The organism is Leifsonia sp. NPDC056824 (genome assembly GCF_042789575.1).
GTDB lineage: Bacteria > Actinomycetota > Actinomycetes > Actinomycetales > Microbacteriaceae > Leifsonia.
This window is the reverse complement of the sequence record NZ_JBHUAV010000001.1, coordinates 548,637-572,740: the sequence shown is the minus strand read 5'-3', so window position 1 is coordinate 572,740 and position 24,104 is coordinate 548,637. Positions and strand designations below refer to the sequence as shown.

Here is a 24,104-nt window from a genome sequence, read left to right as displayed (position 1 = left end):
GGGGAACGGCGCGACACTCGTCTCACCGGCCGCGCACCCGGCGGCTACGCGGCCTTTCTGCGCGACCTCACCGGCTGACCGCCTCTTCTCCCGCAGTGCTCTCGCGCGGGATCAGCTGATGGGGGGCGATGAACTCCTGCGCGTCCAGTGTCGGATCGTCGATCCGGCCGGCGAGCCGTTTGACCGCAGTGCGGGCGATGAAGGGGATGTCGAGAGAGACGGTGCTGAGGGAGGGGCGCGAGTACCGGCCCTCCTCGATGTCATCGATTCCGATCACTGCGATGTCCTCCGGCACGCGTAGTCCGGCGTCGAACACGGCACGGACGGCGCCCATCGCGAGGAGGTCGGAGTAGCAGAAGATCGCGTCGGGGCGACGGCCCTGCGCGATGAGCGCGGCCGCGGCGGCATAGCCGTCGGCGCGGCCGTAGTGCGGCGCCGTCATCTGGAGGGCCTCGACCGGCTGGCGTCCGTGCTCTTCGAGTGCGAGCTGGAACCCCTTGGTGCGCTGGAGTGGGGTGGCGTACTCCTCTTTGGGCTGGGCGCCGATCGCGGCGATGCGGGTGCGCCCGCTCTCCAGGAGGTGCGTCGTGGCGTCGTGGGCGGCCTGGACATTGTCGATCGCCACATGATCGAACCGTCCGTCGAAGACGTGCTCGCCGAGCAGGATGATGGGCAGCTCCTCCGAGGCCTCGACGTCGTCGAGCTCCTCCCGTGTCGCAAGAGGCGCGAACAGCATCCCGTCGAACAGGTTGCGCCGGCCCCCGCCGCGCAGCAGCTGGCGCTCGCGCTCGTGGTCGTGCCCGGTCTGATCGATCATCACCTGGAATCCGAGCGCGTCGGCCTCGTCGATCACCGCGCGCGCCAGCTCGCTGAAGAACGGGACGTCGATCTCCGGCACGACCAGGGAGAGCAGGCCGGTCTTCCCCGTGCGCAGGGTGCGGGCGACGGGGTTCGGGACGTAGCCGAGCTCGTCGATGGCGCGCATCACCCGGGTGCGCATCTTCTCGCTCACATGCTCGTAGCCGCTGACCACGTTGGACACGGTCCGCACGGACACCTGCGCTCGATCGGCGACATCGCGCAACGTCGCGGGCATGGCTCTCCTCTCGCAGTTTCCACATCCTATCGTTTGCAACGATTGCAAATGTGGGTTATGGTTTGCATACGTTGGCAAACCCACCGCGCCGAGCGGACCCCCCGGCCGACGTATCGTCGATCCTGCACAAAGGAGTGTCATGAAGCTCACCCCCCGCAACGCCCGCGGCGCTGCAGTCCGCGTCGCGGCCGTGGCCACCGCGGCGCTCGTCGCCGTCGGCCTGAGCGGCTGCGGCCCGGAGATCGGCTCCGGCAGCGCCTCCACCTCCACGTCCGACACCTCGGTCCTGAAGGCCCCCACCGCGAGCTCGCCGAAGGGCACCATCACCATCTGGGACCGCTCCGGCGACCTGTTCAAGGTGTTCGACGCCGCGATCAAGGACTTCAACAAGGTCTACCCGGGCATCACCGTCAAGCATGAGGCCGTCGACATCGACAGCAAGCTCCAGAACACGCTCATCACCGGCACCGACGTGCCGGACGGGGTGTTCCTCGACGACGCCAAGGTCGGCGGCTACGTCGACTACCTCTGGAACCTGAAGGATGTGCTCGCGCCCTACACGAAGGACATCGCCAAGCAGAAGGTCGACGTCAACACGGTCAAGGGCGGCATCTACGGCGTCCCGTTCGACCTCGACCCCGGCCTCCTGTTCTACAACGCCAAGGCCCTGAGCGCGGCCGGCATCGATCCGAGCGGCATCCGCACCTACGACGACCTGATCGCCGCCGCCAAGAAGTACCAGGCCTACAAGCCGGGGGCCAAGCCGATCCACCTGGAGCAGACCACCTTCCTCGGCCAGCTCCAGTTGGAGATGTACGCGAGCCAGCTCGGCACCAGCCTCGCCGGCGCCGACGGCAAGCTCCGCCTGGACTCCCCGCAGTACACGAAGATCCTGACCTGGCTCGACTCGGTGCAGAAGCAGGGCCTCGGCACACGCGCCGAGTACCTCAGCCCCAGCGACATCGGAGCCCTCGACTCCAGCAGCGAGGTCTTCTACCCGTGGGCGCAGTGGTTCGACTTCGCGCCGCAGCAGCAGCTGAAGACCACGGTCGGCGACTGGCGCGCCATGTCGCTGCCCGCCTGGTCGAGCGGCGGCGCCCGCAGCGGTGCGATGGGCGGCTCGTCGTTCGTGCTGCCCAAGGACGGCAAGAACTCGCAGCTCGCCTGGCTGTTCTACAAGTTCCTGATGTTCGACAAGGCCGGCTACACCGCCGTCTACGGTTCGAACAGCGTCTACCCGGGCGGCCTCAACACCTCCGTCCCCGCCTACCAGCCCGCCGCGAACCCGGCGAAGCCGCTGTTCCAGCCGATCTCGGCGATGGGTGATCAGGACCTGTGGAGCACGGCGATCACGGCGGGCAAGCAGATCCCGGGCGGCGCGCCCATCCCGTCCTGGTGGACCGGGGCCGTGGACTATCTCGGAAACGACCTCCAGAAGATGCTCGACGGGACGATGACGCCCAAGCAGGTGCTCGACCAGTCGTCGACGGACATCCAGACCAACCTGATCGACCGCAAGTAGCGGCCGGACCGACCCCTCCGCCGAACGCGCACCACGAGGACATGACGTGACGACAACACTGACAGCACCGCAGGCGACCGGCCTGGGCAGAACGCGCCGTGGGCGCGGGCTGCCCTGGCGGCGCCGGCTCGCCCCCTACCTGTTCGTGCTCCCGTTCGTCGCGATCTTCCTCGCGTTCAGCATCTACCCGCTCGTCTTCACCCTGCGCCTGAGCTTCACGGACTGGCACGGAGCGGGCGCGGCGGAGTGGGTCGGTCTCGGCAACTACGCCTACCTCCTCGGCAGCCCCGACTTCTGGTCGTCGCTGGCGAACTCCGGGATCCTCTGGCTGCTGATCGTCCCGGTCCAGCTCGTCGTCTCCGTGGTCATCGCCGTGCTGCTGAACACCTCGAAGCTGCGGCTGCGCGGGTTCTACCGGGTGGCGTTCATCGTCCCGTTCGTGACGCCGCTCGTCGCCGTGGCGCAGATCTGGATCGTGCTGTTCGACCAGAACTACGGTGCGGTGAACGCCGTGCTCGGCGCAGTCGGGTTGCCGCACATCGGCTGGCTGGTGACGAGCGCCTGGGCGAAGCCGACCCTCGCCCTCCTCTTCCTCTGGAAGACCACCGGGTTCGTCGTCATCATCCTGTTGTCCGGCCTCCAGTCGATCGACGGCAGCCTCTACGAGGCCGGATCCCTCGACGGCGCCGGCAGGATCCGGCAGCTCTGGAGCATCACGGTGCCGCTGCTGCGCCGCTCGCTGATGTTCTGCGTGGTGCTGCAGACCCTCGCGGTGTTCCAGATGTTCGCCGAGCCGTACGTGGTGACCCAGGGAGGCCCCTACGGGTCGACCACCACGGCAGGGCTCTACCTCTACAACCACATCACCCGGGCGGACCTGGGCACGGGAGCGGCCAACTCGTTCCTCCTCGTGATCGTCGTCATGGCGCTCTCGCTCGTGTTCGTCCGCCTCCTCCGAGCCAAGGACTGACCGATGGCCGACCTCGACACCCGTAGCGCGCGCCGCCTCCACCTCGGCTCGCACGTCTTCCTGCTCGTGCTGACGGTGGCGTTCCTCGCGCCGGTCGCGTGGGCGATCCTGTCCTCGTTCAAGCCGGCGGCGGAGATCATCCGCGATCCGCTCGGCTTCTCCGGTTTCACCCTCGACAACTTCCGCGGCATGTTCCAGGACGTCCCGATCGGGTCCGGCTTCCTCAACACCGGGATCGTGCTGCTCGTGAAGGGCGCGATCACGCTCTTCTTCGCGCCGCTCGCCGCGTACGCGTTCGCGAAGTACGACTTCCGCGGCAAGAACCTGATCTTCGGCGCGGTGCTGCTGACTCTGATGCTGCCGACGATCGTCCTCATCATCCCGCTGCTGCTGGAGATGAAGGAGCTCGGCTGGGTGAACACCTACCAGGCGCTCATCCTCCCCGGCTCCGTCGACGCGTTCGCGATCTTCTGGATGCGGCAGGTCATCGCCGCCGTGCCCGACGAGCTGCTCGACGCCGCCAGGGTCGACGGCTGCAGCGAGTTCGGGATCTTCTGGCGCGTGATCGTGCCCGTGATCCGCCCGGGCTTGGCCGGCCTCGCGGTGCTGACGATCATGAACATCTACAACGACTTCGTCTGGCCGGTCGTCATTGCGAGCTCGAGCCGGATGGCCACCCTCCAGGTGGTCCTGTCGACGCTGGCCCAGAACATCTCGGGCAACAAGATTGGCGCCGACTACGCGACTGTCACCGGCGAGCTGCTCGCCGCGGCGACCGTCGCCCTCATCCCCCTCCTCATCCTGTTCATCGTGCTGCAGAAGCACTTCATCAACGGCATCCTCGCCGGAAGCGTAAAGGGCTGACTCCATGACCATCGCAGAACCCGCTGTCGACCTCACCGCCGCCGGCCTCGACGTTCCGAGGCCCGAGTACCCGCGTCCCGACCGGGACCGGTCGGCCGCCTGGCTGAGCCTGAACGGGCGCTGGGGCTTCGAGGGCGACGAGCGCACACCCGACGAGATCGTGGTGCCGTTCGCCTGGGAGACCGAGGCCTCCGGAGTGCAGCGCACCTGGCTCGAGCACGCCGTGTACCGGCGAACGATCGTCGCCCCGGCCGAATGGGCGGGACGCCGGATCGTGCTGTGCTTCGGCGCGGTGCACCACCACGCGGTGGTGTCGATCGATGGCGTGGAGGTCGGCCGGCATTCCGGCGGGCACAGCTCGTTCGAGTTCGACGTCACCGGGTTGCTGGCGGCGGGCGGTTCCGCCGAACTGCGAGTGGAGGTCGACGCCCCCGCCGACAAGCGCGCCCTCCCGCACGGCAAGCAGCGCTCCATCCCGCGCGACGACTACGACGGCGTCGCCTTCACGCCCACCTCCGGCATCTGGCAGAGCGTCTGGCTGGAGGCGCGTGGCGGCAGCTACGTCGCGGACATCTCGGTGCGCGGCGACTCGCTCACCGGCTTCGACCTGGAGGGGGTCATCGCCGGCGACCCGGCGGACGGCCTCTTTCTGGTGGCCGAGGTCGCGGGGAGCCGTATCGAGCTCCCCATCACCGGCGGCCGCTTCGGTGGCCGCATCGAGCTCACGTCGCCGCGACTCTGGAGCCCGGACGACCCGCACCTGTACGCGATCGAGCTCACCCTGGGGGAGGGCGAGGCCGCCGACCGGCTGACCGTCACCGGCGGTCTGCGCCGCATGGAGACCCGCGGCGAGGAGCTGTACCTCAACGGCGAGCGCTTCTACCTGCGCGGGGTCCTCGACCAGGGCTACTGGCCGCGCACCGGCTTCACCGCGCCGGACGCCGACGCGCTCGTCCGCGACATCGAACTCGCCCGCGAACTGGGCTTCAATCTCGTGCGCAAGCACCTCAAGTTCGAGGAGCCCCTCTGGCTCGACTACGCCGACCGCACCGGCATGCTGGTGTGGGCCGAGCCGCCGTGCCCCAGCCGGTTCAGCACGGAGGCCGCCGAAGCCTTCGAGGCGCAACTCCCCGAGCTGGTCTCCCGCGACGGCAACCACCCGTCGATCGTCGTCTGGGGTCTCTACAACGAGGAGTGGGGGCTGGATTGGGACATCCCCGGCAGCCCCGAGCGCGCGGCCGCGGCCGCGCACGCCTACGAAACCATGAGAGCGCTGGACGACACGCGCCCGATCGTGGAGAACTCCGGCTGGGCGCACGTCCGCACCGACCTGGTGGACTGGCACTACTACGACGAGAACCCCGCGAACTGGGCGCGCAACCTGGCCGAGCTGGCGGCGGGGGAGCGCGAGACATTCGAGGTCAAGCTCGGCCCCGACTTCATCGTCGACAAGTCCTTCTACGGCTCGCCGGAGTTCCCCCGCACCGGGGTCCCCATCCTCAACAGCGAGTTCGGCGCGGGCTTCACGAGCCTGGAGCGCGCCTGGCACGTCCGCTGGCAGACCCAGGAGATCCGCCGCCACGACCGCTTCGCCGGTTACGTCTACACCGAGCTCACCGATGTCGAGCACGAGATGGCCGGCCTGCTCGACGCCGACCGCCGCCGCAAAGACCTCGGCGGGCTGAACCCGGCGGACTCCTTCGGCCCGACGGTGCTGGTCGTCGATATCGTGCCGGCCCACGCGGGCGCCGACATCCCGGTGCCCGTGGAGCCGCTGGCGGTGTCCGTGCACGTCTCGCACCTCGGTGCGGCCGGCGTCGAGGGCGTGGTGCACGCGGGCTGGGGCGCCGCGGGGTCGGCGCTGTCGGGCGCGGCGGGAGCTGCCGTGTCCGCTCCCGTCGTCGCGGCACCGTACCGCCTCAGCGACGCCGCCGAGCTGACCGTGCCGGCGCCTGACGGCCCGGCCAGGCTGCACCTGTGGCTGACCGTCGACGGGCGGACGCTGGCGCGGACCTTCGTCGACGCGGCCCCGATCGAGCAGCCGAATCGTCGGGGGGCGCGTCGGTTGGGAAGCTGACCCTACTTCGCTCTAAAAAAGTATTTCTTGACAAAAGAAGGTGAGCATTCATACGCTCGACGTATATCGGTGGTCGGGCGCCTTAACTCGGGCGCTGTTCGCGGAAAGGGCGGCAGAACGATGAGCGCTATCGAGGACATCGTGATCGTCGGAGCTGCGCTGGCCGGTGCGACCGCGGCCAAGACCTTGCGCGAGGAGGGTTACGACGGTCGCCTCCGGCTGTTCGGCGCCGAACGGCATCTCCCGTACATCCGCCCGCCGCTCTCCAAGGGATACCTGGCGGGCGCAGACGAGCGCACGAGCATCGACGTGATCGAACCGGAGTGGTACCGCGACCATGACGTGGAGCTGAACCTCGGAACGCGCATCGGAGAGATCGACCCCGCGGGAGCGGTCACCACCGTCGCAGGCCAGCGGTACAGTTTCGATCGCGCGTTGCTCGCAACCGGCTCCGTCCCGCGCCGTCTTCCGATCCCCGGGATCGACCTGGAGGGCGTGCTGTCGCTTCGAACGGTGGACGACAGCGACCGTCTGCGCGAGACCCTCCGCGATGGTGGCAAGCGGTTGGTGCTCATCGGCTCGGGGTGGATAGGGATGGAGGTCGCGGCGACCGCCCGCACCCTCGGGAACGATGTGACGATCCTCGAACGTGACCCCATCCCGCTGGCGGTCGCACTCGGCGACGAACTCGGGCGGTTCTTCGCCGGCCTGCACGCACAGCACGGGGTCGACATCCGCACGTCCGTGGACGTCGAGGCCATCGTCGGCGAGGCCGGACGCGCCACGGGTGTCCGGTTGAAAGACGGCACGAGCTTCCCTGCCGATCTGGTCCTGGTCGGCGTCGGAGCCGTCCCGGCGGTGGAGTTGGCGCAGGCTGCCGGCCTGGCCGTCGAGAACGGAGTGCTCGTCGACGCCGACCTCCGCAGCAGCGCTCCCGCGGTCTTCGCCGCCGGCGATATCGCAAACGCCATGCATCCCCTCATCGACCGCCGGCTGCGCAGCGAGCACTGGGCCAACGCCATCGACGGTGGCACGGCCGCGGCGAAGGCGATGCTCGGGAGACGCGCCGTCCACGACGCCATCCCCTACTTCTACACCGACCAGTTCGACCTCGGCATGGAGTACGCCGGTTTCGCACCGCTCACCCGCGACGCTGAACTCGTCTATCGAGGAGATCCGTCCACGGGGGAGTTCATCGCCTTCTGGATCCGAGAGGCGCGCGTCGTCGCGGGGATGAATGTGAACGTGTGGGATGTCAACGATGAGATCAAGGCGCTCGTCGCGTCGCGTGTGCAGGTTCGCGTCGATGAGCTGCGGGACAGCGACGTCCCGCTGGCGGAGATGGCCCGCGTAGCGTGAGAGCCGTTCGGGGGAGCAGCGAGGCACGAGAGGTCGATTCTCCGATATCGCGTCCCCGGTTCCCACCGGCAGGTCCACAGGCTTAGCATGCCCCCGACGAGGGGGCGTCATGGCACACGAATCCCGACGGCGGTGGCTCGCTTCGCTGTGCGCCGTCGTGCTCGCCACCTCCGCCCTCGCTGTGATCGCAGTGCTGCCCGACGGGCCGGCGCAGGCCGCCGCCACCGTTCCGTTCACGTCGAAGTTCTCGGTCAACGCCAACGGGGCCATGATCTCGATCGGCAACGGCCTGCTGACCTGTCCGGCGTCGAGTGCGTGCACCAGCGCGCAGAACGGGGCCGCGCAGGACAACAACAACTTCAACATGGTCAACCTCGACGCGGACAACGTCGCCGGCACGTTCAACTCGTCGTCCTCGCAGCTCGCCCTGCCGGCAGGCGCGAGCGTGCTGTGGGCGGGGCTCTACTGGGGTGCGCGACTCGACGCCGGTACGAACGGGAGCGCGGGAAATGCGGCGAACATCGGCACGATGTCGTTCCGCGCTCCCGGCGACGCGGCGTACCGGACAGTCACGGCCTCCACTGCGGCGCGTGACCAGTTCGGCCCGAACAGCTCGAGTTACAACGCGTACCAACGCTTCGCGGACGTGACGTCGATCGTGCAGTCGACGGGCAACGGCGTGTACTGGGGAGCGAACGTCACAGCCGCGACGGGTGTGGACCGGTACGCCGGGTGGGCGTTGACGGTCGTCTACTCCGCGCCGGGCCTGCCCTTGCGGAATCTGACGGTGTTCGACGGGTTCAACGTGGTCGGGCAGGGCACTCCGCAGTCGGTGACGGTGTCCGGATTCCTCGCGCCGAAGTCGGGCACCGTGGACGCCCAGCTCACGATGGTGGCGTACGAGGGCGACCTGTCGCTGACCGGCGACTACACGCTGCTCAACAGCACACAGCTCGCGACGCCGCTCTCGCCCGGCTCCAACTTCTTCAACTCCACCAACGACCTCAACGGAACGTCGGTCACGACCCGGACTCCCGCGAATCGGAACATGCTCGGGTACGACATCAAGAACCTCGGGGCGTCCGGCGCGATCCCGAACAGCGCCACGAGTGCGACCTTCACCTTCTCGTCCAACGGCGACGTCTACTATCCGGGCGTCGTCGGGCTCGCCATCAACCTGTACGCGCCCGACTTCACCGCGTCGGCCAAATCCGTCGTGGATGTCAACGGCAACAATCCGGCGCGCCCGGGCGACACGCTCCAGTACACCGTCAACTACGCCAACACCGGCCAGGATGCCGCGCTCGGAGCGGTCTCGCACGACACCCTCCCGGCGAACACCACCTACGTGCCGGGGTCGCTCGCCCTGGTGAACCCGGTCACGGGCGCGACGACACCGCTCACGGACTCCCCGGGCGACGACCGCGGCGAGATAACCGGCCGCACGGTCACAGTGCGCCTCGGCGCCGGTGCGAACGCGACCACGGGCGGGAGGATGGCGTGCTCAGGGACGGGGTGCACCGACGACGGCACCTCGCGCCAGTCGTACACCTTCCAGGTCACCCTAGACGGCGCGGCGGGAGGCACGACGGTGACGAACCTCGCCACCCTCGACTACCGCACCGAGACCACAGGTACGGCAGCGACCTACACGTCCAACGTCGCCAGCATCGCGGTGCTCCAGCAGGCCGACGTCGGGATCACGAAGTCGCTGTCGCCGGATCCCGCCCTCGCCGGCTCGACCGTGACGGCGACGCTGACCGTCCGCAACAACGGCCCCAACAGTGCGGCCGCGGTGGCCGTGACGGATCCGATTCCCATCGGCTGGAACGGGGTCACTGCCACCACCCCGCAGGGAACCTGCACGACAGCGGGCGGAACGGTCACATGCTCCCTCGGCGACCTCCCGAACGGCGCGGTCCTCGCGATCACGCTGACCGGCACGGTGGATGCGGCGTCGACGGCGACGAGTCTCAGCAACGTCGCCTCGGTGAGCACGACCTCCTTCGACCCGGTCCCCGGCAACAACGTGTCGGGCGACACCGTCTCGCTCGCCCGCCAGGCGGACCTCGCCATCACGAAGTCGCCCAGCCCGTCGCCCGCCGTGCCGGGCACCCGCGTGGTCTGGACCCTGTCGGTCACGAACCAGGGGCCGTCCGACGCGCAGAACGTCACCGTCGACGATGTCCTCGACGACCCGGCGCAGGCGACGATCACGGGCACGGAGGGCGCGACGAGCTGCGTGGTGCAGCCCAGCGGCTCCGCACGCTGCACGGTCCCCACGCTGGCTGCCGGTTCCACGGTCACGATCCCGCTGGACACCGTGCTGGCCACCGGGCTCGCCCAGGGGACCGTCGTCGGGAACACCGCCACCGTCGCCTCGAGCACGCCCGACCCGGTGCCCTCGAACAACACGGTCCACGCGACGGTCACCACGAGCGCGCCGACGGCAGACGTCCGGATGGCGAAGACGGCGCCGGCGCAGGTCGACGCGGGCCAGACCATCACCTGGACGCTGGGCGCCGCCAACTGGGGTCCGTCCGACGCGGAGGCGGTCACGGTCACGGACACCGCGCCCGCAGGCGTCACCCTGACCTCGGCCTCCACGACCCGCGGCACCTGCACCGTGACCGCGTCGAGCCTGAGCTGCGACCTCGGCGCGCTCCTCTCCGCCGGTGTGGCCGCCGACGGCTCGCTTCAGGCCGGGGCCGGAGGGACGATCACGCTGACCGGCACCGTGTCCGCGCTGAGCACCGGCACGCTGGCCAACACCGCCACGGTCACCAGCTCGACGCCGGACCCCGACATGTCCAACAACAGCGCGACCGCCTCCACGACGGTCACCGCCTCCTACGACCTGTCGGTCGCGAAGACCGCGAACCGCACGACGCTGCCGGGCCAGGCGCCCCGGCCCGTCGTCTACACCATCACGATCAGCAACGCAGGGCCGTCGGCCGCGACCGATGTCGCGGTGGACGACAGCCTGCCGCCTCAGCTCGCGCTCGACTCGGTCACGGGATGCACCGCTACCACGACGGCGACCGGGTTCACCTGCGTCGTCCCCGGCCCGATCCTGCCCGGCGGCACGGCGGTGATCACGGTGAACATGACGGCGCAGCAGGTGCTCGCCGGAGGTCCGGACGTCGTGGAGACGGTGACCATCAGCGCGGCGGGCGACACCGATCCCGACAACAACACGGCGAGCTGGACGCTCAGCGGACTCCCGTTCGTCGACCTCTCCCTCGCGAAGAGCGCCCCGGCCACCGTGACCCCTGGCGCGGGGACCGGCGTCCCGGCCGGCGCACCCATCCCCCCTGTGCCGTACACGTTCGTCATCACCAACAACAACGACCCGACGAACGTCGCCGAGAACCTGGCCGCGATCGCTCCGGTGATCCTCGACACCCTCCCGGCCGGCGCGACCTTCGTGAGCGCCAGCGTCACCGTCGGCCAGGGCCAGGGCGTCGGCTGCACTACGGCGGCCCAGGCTCTGCGCTGCCAGCTCACCGGCGCCGGCGGGATCTCGCCCGACCTCGACGCGGGACAGTCGGTCACCGTCCAGGTCCTGGTCTCGCTCGATCCGGGCATCCCCGCTGGTTCGAGCCTGACGAACACGGCCACGGTGCAGAGCGGCGACCCCGTCAACAACCCCGACAACAACCCCTCCAACAACACCTCGACCGCCACCAGCATCGTCGAGCCACTCGCCGACGTCGCCGTGACCGACTTCACGGTCGATCCGGTCGACCCCGCGGCGACCGGGCCCGGCACCCTGCGACACGTCCACGTCGTGCTGACGAACAACGGCCCGTCGATGGCGACGGACGTCACCTACCTCGCCACCCGCACCGTCGACGCCTTCGTCACGAACGCCGGGACCCAGCCGTCGAACTGCGTCAACACCGGCAGGGAGGCCTCCTGCACCATCGAGAACGGCGCGTTCGGCTCAAGCCTGCTACCCGGCCAGAGCGTGACCATCGACTACGACATCCAGGTCTCGGCGAGCGCCGCGCCCGGCTCGCATCCGGACACGGTCCAGGTCGCCACGACGACCCCGGAGACCACCCTCGCCAACAACCAGCTCACCCGGCCGATCGTGGTCGGGCCGGCGGTGACGGCGCTGGCCGTCACGAAGACGCCGATCGGCACGATCCCGAACCCGGACGAATCGCCGAGCCCAGCCGATCCCACCCTGCCGCACCCCTCCTTCGTGGCCGGCAGCACCTTCAGCTACCAGATCGCAGTGAGCGTGCCGTCGACCGGGTTCTCCGACGCCGAGAACACGCTCCTCACCGATGTGCTCCCGCCCGGCTTCACGGCGACGACCGTCTCCTCCACAGGGAGCGGCTTGTGCACGATCACGCCGGAGATCCAGATCGGCGTGGGAGTGGTGAGCGACGTGGAGTGCGAGCTCGGCACGGTTCCCGGATGGCAGGGGACCACACCCCCTCCCGCGGTCATCGTCACGATCAACGGAGTACTGGCTGACGACGCCGCGACGATCAACGGCGGCGACCAGTTCGCCGAGCAGGTGCCGAACACCGCGATCGCGACCACCTCGACACCGCTGACCGGCGGCCAGGCCTCCGTCAGCGGCACCGCGCACGTCGACATCGTCAACGTCGCCGATCTGAAGCTCTTCAAGACGCCCGACTCGGCCACAGTGAATGCCGGGGGCTCGATCGGGTACACCCTGACAGTCGTCAACGCCGGTCCCTCGGGAGTCGCCCACGCCGTCGTGACCGATCAGCTCCCCGACGGCTTCACGCTGGACGCCGCGCAGTCGGACTGCGCGCCGCCGCTCGTCGGCGCGGACTTCAACGAGAACCTCGCACAGCCGAGGCTTCCGGCCGCCGCGAACGTGATCGCCTGCCGGGTCGGGGTGGTCGGCGCCGGGCAGACCGTGTCCATCCACATCGTCACCGACACCGACCCCGGCCTCGCCGCCGGAGACGCCACCAACACCGCGGTCGTCGGTTCGCTGGCCAACGACGTCGACCTCACGAACAACACGGCCACGGCGACGGTCGCGGTGCAGCGACTCACCAACGTGGCCATCTCCTCCTCGGTCAGCACCGACACCCCGGCCGCCGGGCAGGAGGTCACCTACACCGGATACCTCGTCAACAACGGCCCGTCGACCGCGGTCAACGTCAACGGCGAGACGACCTTCCCGCCCGGCTTCGTTCCGGTGAGCTTCGACGTCCCCGCCAGCAGCTGCACCTGGAACCAGACCCCGCCCGCCGATCCTGCGAGCGTGCCGTGGCAGAACTTCCAGTACGTGCTCACCTGCATGGTGCTCCCGCAGTTCGCCGTCTCGCCTCCGGGATCGTCGGCCACGGACGTCGTCGTCATGCACATCCCCGGCGACACCCCCGCCGGGGCGTACACGACCACCGCGGTCGTACGCAACGACACCCCGGAGACGACGCTCGCCGACAATACGACCTCGCAGACCGTGCTCGTCCAGCGCGTCTCCGACACCAGCATCACCAAGACGCTGGTCGAACCGAACCCACTGGTCGCCGGACAGCCCGCGACCTGGAGGCTGACGGTGCACAACGCCGGCCCGTCCATCGCCGACAACGTCGTCGCGTCCGACAACGTCCCGACCGGGATGACCTATGTGTCGGCGACGGTCGAGGGCGGGGCTGCCTGTCCGATGCCGACCACGAACGACCTCCGTGCGGGAGACACGGCGACCATCGTCCAGTGCCCGCTCGGGACGCTCGCGGTCGGCGCGTCCGCCTCCGTCCTGGTCACCTTCGGGGTGAACCCGGACACCGCAGGCGCCGACCTCTGCAACACGGCCCTCGTGGGCTCCGGCTCGCTCGACCCGGACGTGACGGACAACCAGGCGACCGCCTGCGGCAGCGTGACCGCCTCCGTCGACATCGCCGTCACGCTCTCACCGTCGACGCAGACCACCCTGTCCGGCGGTCAGGTCCAGCTCACGGCCACCGTTCGCAACAACGGTCCGAGCCAGGCGACCGGAGTAGTGGCGACACTGACGTCGCCTCCCGCGTTCACCGGCGTCTCCGGCGTCGCCGTCTCGTGGCCGGCCGGTCGCCCGAAACCGCCCGACGGCATGGGCGGCCTGACGTTCGCCGTCGGCACGCTGGCACCGGGCGAGCAGGTGGTCTATCAGATCACCGGGACCGCGACCGGGTCCCCGGGCGATGTCCTCCCGTTCACGTTCAGCGCGACGCCCAGCGAGCCCGACACCGTGACGGCGAACAACACGGCCGCTGCACAGGTCGACATCGTCGCGGGTCCGCCGCCGTCCCCGGCTCCGCCGGGTTCGAGTCCGTCGGCGATCGCCGCCACCGGCAGCGACGTCCTGGGTCCGCTGATCGTCGCGCTCGTGCTGAGCGCCGCTGGGCTGCTGCTTCTCGGAGCGCGCCGGTGGCGGACACGTCGCGCTGACGACCGCTGACGGCGCCCCGCACAACGCGTCACGCGGGCGCAACCGTACTCTTGCGGACGATCAGCTCGGGAGCGCCGAAGTCGTCGACCGGGATCAGCGTGCTTCCTTCGATGGCCGCGATCAGACGTTCTATCGCTCGCGCGCCGAGCTGCGCGAAGTCCTGACGCACGGTGGTGAGGGGCGGGGCGAAATGCTTCGCCTCGGGGATGTCGTCGAACCCGACGATGCTCAGGTCGTCGGGCACGGACAAGGCCAGCTCCGCTGCGGCATGCATGAGGCCCAGCGCCATCTGGTCGTTGGACGCGAAGACCGCAGTGAACTCTCGTGAGCGGAGCAGCTTCATGCCGAGGTCGTAACCCGTGTCCGCCGTCCAATCGCCCAGGACGGGGGGAGTGGTCGGAAGATCCCTCGCCGACATCTCGTCGAGATAGCCGCGCATGCGCTCCTCCGCCTCGTTCCAGTCCTGCGGCCCGGCGACGTGCACGATGCGCGTGTGGCCCAGCTCGATCAGGTGGCGGGTCGCAAGGCGCGCGCCCTCGCGTTGATCGAATGCGACGGCTCTGTCACCGGGGGTGTCGGGCCACTGCAAGCTGATGAACGGCACCCGGATGGATACCTTGCGAAGAGCTTCGTGCGCGCGCTGCTGGGGCGCGATCACGACGACCCCGTCGACGCCTTGCGCGAGGAAGGCATCGAGCGCCTCCGTCAGGCTCGCCTCGTCCTCGTGTGCCAGTGTCGCTGAGACGATCGCGTAACCGCGTGCGCGGGCCGCCTCATCCACCGCGGCCGCCGCACTGAACGGGCCGTAGTGCGAACGGGCGGAGACCAGGAGGCCGATGGCCTTGAAGCGGGAGGTGGCGAGCGCGCGGGCGGCGCTGTTCGGCCGCCAGGCGAGTTCTTCGATGACCTTGCGGACATGCTCCTCGGTCGACGGCTTGATATAGCGTTCGCCGTTCAGCACGCGCGACACCGTCTGGCGGGAGACCCCGGCGATGCGTGCGACATCGCGGATGGAGAGGGGCCTGCCCGTCTCGCTGTCGACCTTGTCCGTCATGCTCGCTCCGGTGTCCTGGCACTACGACTCCGGGCACGACGCAGAGGTGAATCGTGCCGGTCTGCTGATACTAGGGCCGGGTCGTCGGCGGGTGGATGCGGACGCGGGCCCCGACCTCGGATCGCCGGCTTCCCGTGCACGCGCGCAACAACTTTCGGCGCGTTGCTTGACGAGAAGGCTGGTTGAGGCATAACGTCATACCCGTTCTGGGACCGGTCACATATATCGGAATGCAGCCTAGCGGACGACGAGGACGTCGCAGAAGGAGGACAGCGAGATGCGAAGCAGCACCTCGGCACCACCGCCCGCGCTCCCTCGATCGCTCGACCGTGAAGACCGCTCCCAGCTCCCTGGTACCCGCACGCACTCCGCGTGCAGACCGCCTCACCCTCGAAGGGAATCACAGTGAAGTTGAAGAGAATCGCGCTCGGGGCGATCGTCCTCGGTGTCGCCATCACGCTCGCAGCCTGCTCGGGCGGTCGCCCGGGCACCGGATCCGCCGCAGGCACCACCGACAACAAGGGCGCGCTCGTCGGCGTCGCCATGCCGACCAAGGTGTCCGAGCGGTGGATCGCGGACGGCAACGCCGTCAAGTCCGACCTCGAGAAGAACGGCTACAAGGTCGACCTCGAGTACGCCAACAACGACATCCCGACCCAGGTGCAGCAGATCAACACGATGATCACCAAGGGCGCCAAGGTCCTGATCGTCGCGTCGATCGATGGCGGCTCGCTCACCGACCAGCTCGACGCCGCTGCCAAGGCCGGCATCAAGGTCATCTCCTACGACCGCCTCCTGACCGGTGACAAGAACGTCGACTACTACGTCTCGTTCGACAACTACAAGGTCGGCGTCTACCAGGCGAACTCGCTGCTGACCGGCCTCGGCGTCCTGGACGCGGACGGCAAGAAGACCGGGGCCAAGGGCCCGTTCAACGTCGAGCTGTTCGCGGGCAGCCCGGACGACAACAACGCCACGTTCTTCTTCAACGGCGCGATGGACACCCTCAAGCCCTACATCTCCGACGGCACCCTCGTCGTGAAGAGCGGGCAGACCAACTTCAACCAGGTCGCCATCCTGCGGTGGGACCCGGCGACCGCGAAGGCCCGCATGCAGGACCTGATCGCGAAGTCGTACTCGGGCGGCGCTGCGGTGCAGGGCGTCCTCTCGCCCTACGACGGTCTGTCCGACGGCATCCTCAGTGCACTCGAGGGCGCGGGCTACGGCTCCAGCGGCAAGAAGCTGCCGATCATCACCGGTCAGGACGCCGAGGTCGCGAGCGTCAAGCAGATCATCGCCGGCACCCAGTACTCGACGGTCTACAAGGACACCCGTCAGCTCGCGAACGAGGCGGCCAAGATGGCGAACGACATCCTCACCGGCAAGACGCCGGAGGTCAACGACACGAAGAGCTACGACAACAAGACCAAGGTCGTGCCGAGCTACCTCTTCCAGCCCGTGGTCGTGACCAAGGACAACTACCAGAAGGTGCTCGTGGACAGCGGCTACTACAAGGCCTCCGACCTCCAGTAGTCCGATCCGGTCGCCGAGGTGGGGCGGGTGCCCGTTTCGAGGTGCCCGCCCCGCCCGCGACGAAGCAAGGGAGACAATGTCCAACACGATTCTCGAGATGCGCAACATCTCGAAGACGTTCCCTGGGGTCAAGGCGCTTCAGGATGTCTCGATCTCGATCGAGGAGGGGTCGGTCCACGCCATCTGCGGCGAGAACGGCGCCGGCAAATCCACCCTGATGAAGGTCCTCTCCGGGGTCTACCCGCACGGCACCTTCGACGGGGAGATCGTCCTGAACGGCGACCCGGTCGAGTTCAAGTCGATCAACGACTCCGAGGCCGCCGGCATCGTCATCATCCACCAGGAGCTGGCGCTCTCGCCGTACCTGTCCATCGCCGAGAACATCTACCTCGGCAACGAGCGTCAGCACGGCGGCTGGATCGACTGGAACGAAACCAACCTCGAAGCCGGCAAGCTGCTCGCCCGGGTGGGGCTGCACGACAACCCGATCACCAAGATCAAAGACATCGGTGTCGGCAAGCAGCAGCTCGTGGAGATCGCGAAGGCGCTCTCCAAGGAGGTGAAGATCCTCATCCTCGATGAGCCGACCGCCGCCCTCAACGACGACGACTCTGCGCACCTGCTCGACCTGATCCGCCAGCTCCAGAGCCACGGCATCACCTCGATCATCATCAGCCACAAGCTCAACGAGATCAAAGCGATCGCCGACCGCGTCACGATCATCCGCGACGGGCGCACCATCGAGACCCTCGAGATGCGCGGGGACGGCGCCAGCGAGGACCGGATCATCAAGGGGATGGTCGGGCGCGACGTCGCCAGCAGGTTCCCCGACCATGTGCCGCACATCGGCGAGGAGCTGCTGCGCATCGAGGACTGGACCGTGCACCACCCGCTCGACCGCAGTCGCAAGGTGGTCGACGGCGCCAACCTCACCGTGCGCGCAGGCGAGATCGTCGGCATCGCCGGTCTGATGGGCGCCGGCCGGACCGAACTGGCGATGAGCGTCTTCGGCCGCAGCTACGGCGTCGACATCAGCGGCCAGGTCTACAAGCGCGGCGAGCCGATCTCCACCAGCACGGTCTCCAAGGCCATCGAGCACGGAATCGCCTACTCGACCGAGGACCGCAAGCACTTCGGGCTCAACCTGATCGACGACATCCAGCGGAACATCTCGATCGCAGCGCTCGACAAGCTCGTGGACTGGCTCAAGTTCGTCAACGAGCACAAGGAGCGGATCGTCGCGGAGGGCTACCGGAAGTCGATGAACATCAAGACGCCCAACGTCTCGACGCTCACCGGCAAGCTCTCCGGAGGCAACCAGCAGAAGGTCGTGCTCTCGAAGTGGATGTACGCCGACCCGGATGTGCTGATCTTGGACGAGCCCACCCGCGGCATCGACGTCGGAGCGAAGTACGAGATCTACACGATCATCGACCGCCTCGCCGACGCCGGGAAGGGGATCATCGTCATCTCCTCCGAGCTGCCCGAGCTGCTCGGCATCTGCGACCGCATCTACACCCTGAGCGAAGGACGGATCACCGCCGACGTCCCGCGCGAGAAGGCAACCGCCGAATACCTCATGCAATTCATGACCCAGGAACGCGAGAAGACCACAGAATGAAACCGCTCACGAACGCCGTCAGCTACCTGACGGGCCAGCTCCGACAGATCGGCCTCTTCATCGCGCTGATCGTGATCGTGCTGTTCTTCCAGATCACGACGGCGGGGATCACCCTCGCGCCGATCAACGTCACCAACCTCATCGTCCAGAACAGCTACATCCTGATCCTGGCCGTCGGCATGGTGATGATCATCATCGCCGGCCACATCGACCTCTCGGTCGGCAGCGTCGTCGCGTTCATCGGTGCGATGGCCGGGGTGATGATCTCGCAATGGCACCTGCCGTGGCCGCTCGCCGTGGTGTTCTGCCTCGTCCTGGGCGCGCTGGTCGGTGCGTGGCAGGGATACTGGGTCGCCTACTTCGGCATACCCGCCTTCATCGTCACCCTCGCGGGCATGCTCGTCTTCCGCGGCGCCGCCCAGATCGCGCTGGGCAACCAGCAGATCTCGTTCTTCCCGAAGGAGTTCCGCTCGATCGGCTCCGGATTCCTCCCGGCGTTCGGGACCTCCGGCTACGAGCCGCTCACCCTCATCCTCGGGCTCCTCGCGTCGATCGCCATCGTCGCGACGTCCGTTCGCCAGCGGCTGGTGCGCCGCAAGTACGACCTCGAGGACGAGCCGCTGTGGTGGTTCATCCTCAAGCTGCTCTTCCTCGTCGCGCTGGTGCTCACGGTGACGCTGCTTCTCGCCAGCTACAACGGGACGCCGATCGTGCTCATCATCCTCGGCGTGCTCGTCGTCGGGTACACCGCGGTGATGAACCGCTCGGTGTTCGGGCGGCACATCTACGCCATCGGCGGCAACCTGGCCGCCGCGGCGCTCTCCGGAGTCAAGACCAAGCGCGTGACGTTCCTGCTGTTCATCAACATGGGCGTGATCTCGGCCATCGCGGGTCTCGTCTTCACCGCCGGCCTCAACCTCGCCAGCCCGAGCGCAGGCAACGGATTCGAACTGGACGCCATCTCCGCGGTCTTCATCGGCGGCGCGGCCGTCACCGGAGGCATCGGAACGGTCCCCGGCGCGATCATCGGTGGCCTCATCATCGGTGTGCTCAACAACGGCATGTCCATCCTCGGCGTCGACAGCGACTATCAGCAGCTGATCAAGGGCCTCGTCCTGCTGGCGGCGGTCGCGTTCGACGTCTTCAACAAGCGGAGGTCGGTCGGGTCCTGACACCGCAGATGAAGGAAGCGAGCGAGGGGCGGACCCGAACCGCACAATCGCCCGAATAAACAGAGCGCGGCAGCCACGTCAGCGACGGGCTGCCGCGCTCAGTTGTCGGCCCTCCGGCAGCGCGCCCCCTCCTGACACGGCGACGATGTCGGTCCATGATGGACGTGATGGCAGACCGCATCTCTCCGCAGAGGATTCTCGAGCACGTCCAGCGGCTCGGGGAGCAGCATCCGCCGATCGCTCTCGACTCGGTCGACCGTGACGTCCGCTCTCCGGGGGCTGTCGCCGATCGCTACGGCCACGTCATCGACTACCTCGCGCGGGTGGAGCTCGAAGTCGACAGGAACGTGCTCGAGCTGCTCGTGCTTCTGCCTGACGTGCACGAAGTCGACCGCATGTTCTACGCCGACGTGTGGCAGCCGCAGGAGATCCAGCACGGACTGATCCTCGACCGCCTGCAGCAGGATCTCGGCCGGCCTGCTGCTCAGCCGGAACTCGAGGTCTCGTTCGGTATCAAGGTCATGGGCGCCCTCGCGCACTTCTCCACGATCCAGGACATCGCGCGGCTGCTCTACTACCTCACCGGAGCGAGCACCGAGCGGCAGGCGGTGCTGGCCTACAACGTCCTCCACGACGGGATGCTGCAGCTCGGCGAGTCCGCGATCGCTGAAACCATCATCAGCCCGATCCGGCGGCAGGAGCCGGGACACTTCGCGTTCTACCGGATGAGCGCGACGGAACTGATCCAGAGCGGCGCGCTCAAGCCATGGCAGCTCTACCTGGCGCGGGTTCTGAGGGAGAAGACGTACCACCTCGTCGGCACGAACCACCAGGACCGCTATCGCGCACAGATGGGCGGTGTGGCGACCGTGCTCGGCTTCGCCGACGATCTCGAGAAGTACGCACGCGAGGTCGGCAGGATTGAAGCGCAGCTGCTCTGGGCAGAGCAGAGCGGCATGGAGTTCCCGCCGTACGTGCTCAAGGCGCTGCGGGAGAGCATCGAACTCTACCGGGAACGCGGGTTCGGGGCCTGAAATCGGCGGTGGCCGCACCAGGGCAACGAAAAACCCCCGGAATCCTTATCGGACCGGGGGTTTTCACTGTGGCTCCGACCGGCATCGATCCGGTGACCTTTCGATTTTCAGTCGAACGCTCTACCAACTGAGCTACAGAGCCGGGAGGCACGAACTCGTGCCCACCTAGACGGAAGCCCTTCCAATCGGAAGGGCTTGTCGCCGTGGCGACCCTGACGGGACTTGAACCCGCGACCTCCGCCGTGACAGGGCGGCACGCTAACCAACTGCGCTACAGGGCCTAATGGTGTTGCTATTCGATTATAAAGGATGCCATCGTGACCCCAACGGGATTCGAACCCGTGCTACCGCCGTGAAAGGGCGGCGTCCTAGGCCACTAAACGATGGGGCCGGATCGTCCCGAATCGCTTTCGCTTTTCGATGACCACCGACGCATAAGCATACGGAAGTCCCCGACAGAATGCCAATCGGGCCTGCAGCCCGGGCGGGTCGATCGTGCCGGTTCTCGCCACGCCCCGGTGAAATGCCCGGTGAGAAGCCGGACGCCAGCGAAGATGGCGATCGACGGCCCCCTGTCGTCCGTGCGAGGCGCACGAGGTCCCGATCGAGCACCGCCCGCCCTCCCCCGACCCGGGCGGCGTATGGTGATGTTGCTAATGTTGCTGCTGGTGATGACGAGACCCGTGTTGATCGTGTGACAGCCGATGTTCCATCCGACGGGTTGAAGGTGACGATGAGATACGCGACGAGAGACGACACGCACCGGCGCAGGCCGCGCCGGTCGCTGCTGCGCCTCCTCGCCGTCGGCGCCATCGCGCTCACCGCGGTCGTCGGCTCCATCGCCGCACCGGCGTACGCCGACCAGTACCCGAGCTGGCAGGACGTGCAGAACGCCAAGGCCAACGAGGCCGCGGCCTCGGCCCAGGTGACGCGCATCACGAACCTGATCGCGCAGCTCGACCAGGAGGTCTCCGACACCCAGGCGGCCGCGGTCAAGCGCGGCGAGGAGCTGCAGGCGGCCGTCGCGGCGTTCGACACGGCCGACATGAAGGCCAGGGACCTGGAGTCGCAGGCCGCCGCCAGCCAGCAGAAGGCCGACGCCGCCGGCGCCCAGGCCGGCAAGCTGGCCGCGCAGCTCTACCGCACCGGTGGACGCAACCTGACGGCCAACATCTTCCTGAGCGGCAACGGCGCCAGCGGCACGAACCCTGAGACGCTGCTGACCAGCCTCGGGAGCATGTCCAAGCTCACCGAGCAGTCCGACAAGGTCTACACCGACGCCCGCGTCGCCCAGAACACCGCCAAGGCGCTGTCGGCGCAAGCGGAGGTCGCGAAGGCCGAGCGCGAGAAGCTGCGCGTCTCGGCGACCGCCGCGCTCCAGGCCGCTGTCGCCGCCGCGAAGGCCGCGCAGACCAAGCTCGCCGAGCAGAAGAAGCAGATCGTCGTCATGCAGGCGCAGCTCGCCGCGCTCCGCGACACCACGGCCAAGACGGTCTCCGGCTACGAGGCCGGTGTCGCCGCAGCGGCCGCGGCAGCAGCGGCGCGCGGCTCGGGAGGCCTCCCCGGCGGCTACGTCGGACCGCAGGGCTGGGCGGTCCCGGCCGCCGGCCCGATCACGGACGGCTTCGGCCCGCGCCCGTCGCCCGGCGGAATCGGCAGCACGTATCACATGGGCATCGACATCGGCGCCTCGTGCAACGCGCCCATCTACGCGGCGTACAGCGGCACCGTCATCTACGCGGGGCCCGACGGCACCCACGGCAACTACGTCCTCCTCGACAACGGCGGCGGCATCGAGACCGGCTACGCGCACATCCGCAACGGCGGCATCCTCGTCGGCATCGGCCAGAGCGTCGGGGCCGGCCAGCCGATCGCACACGTCGGCAGCACCGGCGCATCCACCGGCTGCCACCTGCACTACGAAGTGCTGGTGAACGGCCAGAAGATCGACGGAATCCCGTTCATGAGAGCAAGGCAGGCACCCCTTGGCTAGCGACACTTCGAAGAACTCCCGTACCCGCACCGGCCTCGCGATCGGCGCAGGCGTGATGGGCGCCGTCACGGCCTCCATCGGTATCGTCGCCCCGGCGCAGGCCGTCGACTACCCGTCGTGGAACGACGTGCAGCAGGCGAAGGCCAACGTCGCCAACCAGCAGGCGATGATCACGAACATCACGACCCTGATCACGGGCCTCCAGAGCAGCGTCGACGCTGCCCGCATCGCCTCGGAGAAGGCGGCGGAGGCCTACTTCCAGGCCAAGGACGCGCTCGCGAAGGCGACCGCGAAGCAGGCCGACCTGGAGAAGCAGTCGGCGGACGCGGCGGCGAAGGCCAAGACCTCGCAGATGCGTGCCGGGCTCCTCGCCTCCCACCTGGCCAAGTCCGGCGGCGGCACCGATGTCAGCACCGAGCTGCTGCTGAAGGGCGGCGGCAGCGGCTCCAACGCCGACAAGCTGCTCTTCCAGCTCGGCACGATGAGCAAGCTCACCGAGCAGTCGAAGGCCGTCTACGACCAGGCGACCAAGGACAAGAACACCGCGGAGTCGCTGAACGCGCAGGCCAAGACGGCCAAGACCGAGCGCGAGAAGCTCTCCGCCGCCGCCGACCAGGCGCTGACCGCCGCGCAGAACGCGCAGTCCGCGGCCCAGGCGGCGCTCGTCGAGCAGCAGAACAAGTCCACGGAGCTGGTCGCCCAGCTCGCGACCCTCAAGAACACCTCGACGCAGGTGGAGGCGGCGTACCTGCAGGGCGAGAAGATCCGGCAGGAGCAGGCGGCGGCCGCGGCTGCTGCCGCAGCGGCGGCGGAGGCGCAGCGACAGGCGCAGATCCGCCAGCAGCAACAGCAGCAACAGCAGCAGCAACAGCAACAGGGCGGCGGGTCGTCCGGCGGCGGCGGAGGCGGTGGGGGCGGCCCGGTCGCCCCGCCGAACGGGAACGTCGTCGACACCGCCATCTCGTACGCGAAGGCTCAGCTCGGCAAGCCGTACATCTTCGGCGGCGAGGGTCCGACGGGTTACGACTGCTCCGGACTGACGATGAAGTCGTACGCCTACGCGGGCGTCTACATCGGCTCGCACTCGGTCAACGACCAGTTCTTCACGGCGGCCAACCGCGGCCAGATCGTGCCGTACAGCCAGCGCCAGCCCGGTGACCTGATCTTCTGGGGCGACTCGCCCGGCAACTTCTATCACGTCGGCATCTACCTCGGCGGCGGCATGATGATCGCCGCCCCCACCGAGGGCGACGTCGTGAAGATCCAGTCCGTCTGGGGCTCCCCGTGGGGACAGGTGGCCCGGCCCAGCGCTTGACCACAGCCGCGAAATACGCAAAAACCGCCGAGCGGGCAGATGAGCTGCCCACTCGGCGGTTTTGTGT

14 protein-coding genes and 3 tRNA genes are annotated in these 24,104 nt (G+C 68.3%); 12 read left to right on the top strand and 5 right to left on the bottom strand.

Features of this window, described 5'->3' with window-relative positions:
- Positions 1–67 precede the first annotated feature (67 nt).
- Positions 68–1,096, bottom strand: coding sequence for a LacI family DNA-binding transcriptional regulator (locus ACFRFH_RS02915; protein WP_382461509.1), 1,029 nt, complete (start codon positions 1,094–1,096; stop codon positions 68–70).
- 139 nt (positions 1,097–1,235) lie between these two features.
- On the opposite strand from ACFRFH_RS02915, the gene ACFRFH_RS02910 reads away from it, so the two are divergent.
- From ACFRFH_RS02910 to ACFRFH_RS02885, 6 genes are all read left to right on the top strand, one after another.
- On the top strand, positions 1,236–2,618 hold the full coding sequence (locus ACFRFH_RS02910) for an ABC transporter substrate-binding protein (protein ID WP_382461508.1): 1,383 nt from the start codon (positions 1,236–1,238) through the stop codon (positions 2,616–2,618).
- Positions 2,619–2,664: 46 nt separating this feature from the next.
- A complete protein-coding gene (locus ACFRFH_RS02905; RefSeq protein ID WP_382461507.1) occupies positions 2,665–3,588 on the top strand; it encodes a carbohydrate ABC transporter permease in 924 nt (307 codons plus the stop codon).
- 3 nt (positions 3,589–3,591) lie between these two features.
- Positions 3,592–4,452: a carbohydrate ABC transporter permease gene (locus tag ACFRFH_RS02900; RefSeq protein ID WP_382461506.1), complete on the top strand. Its 861-nt coding sequence runs from the start codon at positions 3,592–3,594 to the stop codon at positions 4,450–4,452.
- A 4-nt stretch (positions 4,453–4,456) separates the two neighbouring features.
- Positions 4,457–6,529, top strand: coding sequence for a glycoside hydrolase family 2 protein (locus ACFRFH_RS02895; RefSeq protein WP_382461505.1), 2,073 nt, complete (start codon positions 4,457–4,459; stop codon positions 6,527–6,529).
- Between the two features lie 120 nt (positions 6,530–6,649).
- Positions 6,650–7,888: an NAD(P)/FAD-dependent oxidoreductase gene (locus ACFRFH_RS02890; RefSeq protein WP_382461504.1), complete on the top strand. Its 1,239-nt coding sequence runs from the start codon at positions 6,650–6,652 to the stop codon at positions 7,886–7,888.
- A 109-nt stretch (positions 7,889–7,997) separates the two neighbouring features.
- Positions 7,998–14,324: a hypothetical protein gene (locus tag ACFRFH_RS02885; protein WP_382461503.1), complete on the top strand. Its 6,327-nt coding sequence runs from the start codon at positions 7,998–8,000 to the stop codon at positions 14,322–14,324.
- Between the two features lie 19 nt (positions 14,325–14,343).
- Here the strand turns inward: ACFRFH_RS02885 and ACFRFH_RS02880 are convergent, their stop codons facing one another.
- Positions 14,344–15,369 carry a LacI family DNA-binding transcriptional regulator gene (locus ACFRFH_RS02880; RefSeq protein WP_382461502.1) on the bottom strand — a complete coding sequence of 342 codons (1,026 nt, stop codon included), beginning with the start codon at positions 15,367–15,369 and terminating at the stop codon, positions 14,344–14,346.
- A 405-nt stretch (positions 15,370–15,774) separates the two neighbouring features.
- On the opposite strand from ACFRFH_RS02880, the gene chvE reads away from it, so the two are divergent.
- The 4 genes from chvE to ACFRFH_RS02860 all read left to right on the top strand — a co-directional run bounded on the left by chvE (position 15,775) and on the right by ACFRFH_RS02860 (position 20,729).
- Positions 15,775–16,902 (top strand): multiple monosaccharide ABC transporter substrate-binding protein, encoded by a 1,128-nt coding sequence (gene chvE, locus ACFRFH_RS02875; protein ID WP_382461501.1) that lies wholly within the window; start codon positions 15,775–15,777, stop codon positions 16,900–16,902.
- A 76-nt stretch (positions 16,903–16,978) separates the two neighbouring features.
- Entirely contained in the window at positions 16,979–18,523 is a 1,545-nt protein-coding gene (gene mmsA, locus ACFRFH_RS02870) for a multiple monosaccharide ABC transporter ATP-binding protein (RefSeq protein WP_382461500.1), read from the top strand.
- Positions 18,520–19,695, top strand: coding sequence for a multiple monosaccharide ABC transporter permease (mmsB, locus tag ACFRFH_RS02865; protein WP_382461499.1), 1,176 nt, complete (start codon positions 18,520–18,522; stop codon positions 19,693–19,695). The genes mmsA and mmsB overlap by 4 nt, the downstream gene beginning before the upstream one ends.
- Before the next feature lie 167 nt (positions 19,696–19,862).
- A complete protein-coding gene (locus ACFRFH_RS02860; protein ID WP_382461498.1) occupies positions 19,863–20,729 on the top strand; it encodes a GTP-binding protein LepA in 867 nt (288 codons plus the stop codon).
- Positions 20,730–20,798: 69 nt separating this feature from the next.
- On the opposite strand, the gene ACFRFH_RS02855 is transcribed toward ACFRFH_RS02860, so the two are convergent.
- From ACFRFH_RS02855 to ACFRFH_RS02845, 3 genes are all read right to left on the bottom strand, one after another.
- A tRNA-Phe gene (locus ACFRFH_RS02855) sits at positions 20,799–20,871 on the bottom strand.
- Between the two features lie 62 nt (positions 20,872–20,933).
- Positions 20,934–21,010 (bottom strand) — tRNA-Asp (locus ACFRFH_RS02850).
- A gap of 37 nt (positions 21,011–21,047) precedes the next feature.
- A tRNA-Glu gene (locus ACFRFH_RS02845) sits at positions 21,048–21,120 on the bottom strand.
- A 342-nt stretch (positions 21,121–21,462) separates the two neighbouring features.
- Between ACFRFH_RS02845 and ACFRFH_RS02840 the strand changes: the two genes are divergently transcribed.
- The gene (locus ACFRFH_RS02840; RefSeq protein WP_382461497.1) at positions 21,463–22,722 is read left to right on the top strand and encodes a M23 family metallopeptidase; all 1,260 of its coding nucleotides are present in this window, start codon (positions 21,463–21,465) and stop codon (positions 22,720–22,722) included.
- Positions 22,715–24,037, top strand: coding sequence for an NlpC/P60 family protein (locus ACFRFH_RS02835; RefSeq protein WP_382461496.1), 1,323 nt, complete (start codon positions 22,715–22,717; stop codon positions 24,035–24,037). Before ACFRFH_RS02840 ends, ACFRFH_RS02835 begins: the two co-directional genes overlap by 8 nt.
- Positions 24,038–24,104 lie beyond the last annotated feature (67 nt).

Coding starts and splice junctions, on each gene's coding strand:
- ACFRFH_RS02915 (WP_382461509.1), bottom strand. CDS start 1,096: ATGCCCGCGACGTTGCGCGATGTCGCCGATCGAGCGCAGGTGTCCGTG.
- ACFRFH_RS02890 (WP_382461504.1), top strand. CDS start 6,650: ATGAGCGCTATCGAGGACATCGTGATCGTCGGAGCTGCGCTGGCCGGT.
- mmsA (WP_382461500.1), top strand. CDS start 16,979: ATGTCCAACACGATTCTCGAGATGCGCAACATCTCGAAGACGTTCCCT.
- ACFRFH_RS02900 (WP_382461506.1), top strand. CDS start 3,592: ATGGCCGACCTCGACACCCGTAGCGCGCGCCGCCTCCACCTCGGCTCG.
- mmsB (WP_382461499.1), top strand. CDS start 18,520: ATGAAACCGCTCACGAACGCCGTCAGCTACCTGACGGGCCAGCTCCGA.
- ACFRFH_RS02840 (WP_382461497.1), top strand. CDS start 21,463: ATGAGATACGCGACGAGAGACGACACGCACCGGCGCAGGCCGCGCCGG.
- ACFRFH_RS02895 (WP_382461505.1), top strand. CDS start 4,457: ATGACCATCGCAGAACCCGCTGTCGACCTCACCGCCGCCGGCCTCGAC.
- ACFRFH_RS02860 (WP_382461498.1), top strand. CDS start 19,863: ATGGCAGACCGCATCTCTCCGCAGAGGATTCTCGAGCACGTCCAGCGG.
- ACFRFH_RS02910 (WP_382461508.1), top strand. CDS start 1,236: ATGAAGCTCACCCCCCGCAACGCCCGCGGCGCTGCAGTCCGCGTCGCG.
- ACFRFH_RS02880 (WP_382461502.1), bottom strand. CDS start 15,369: ATGACGGACAAGGTCGACAGCGAGACGGGCAGGCCCCTCTCCATCCGC.
- ACFRFH_RS02885 (WP_382461503.1), top strand. CDS start 7,998: ATGGCACACGAATCCCGACGGCGGTGGCTCGCTTCGCTGTGCGCCGTC.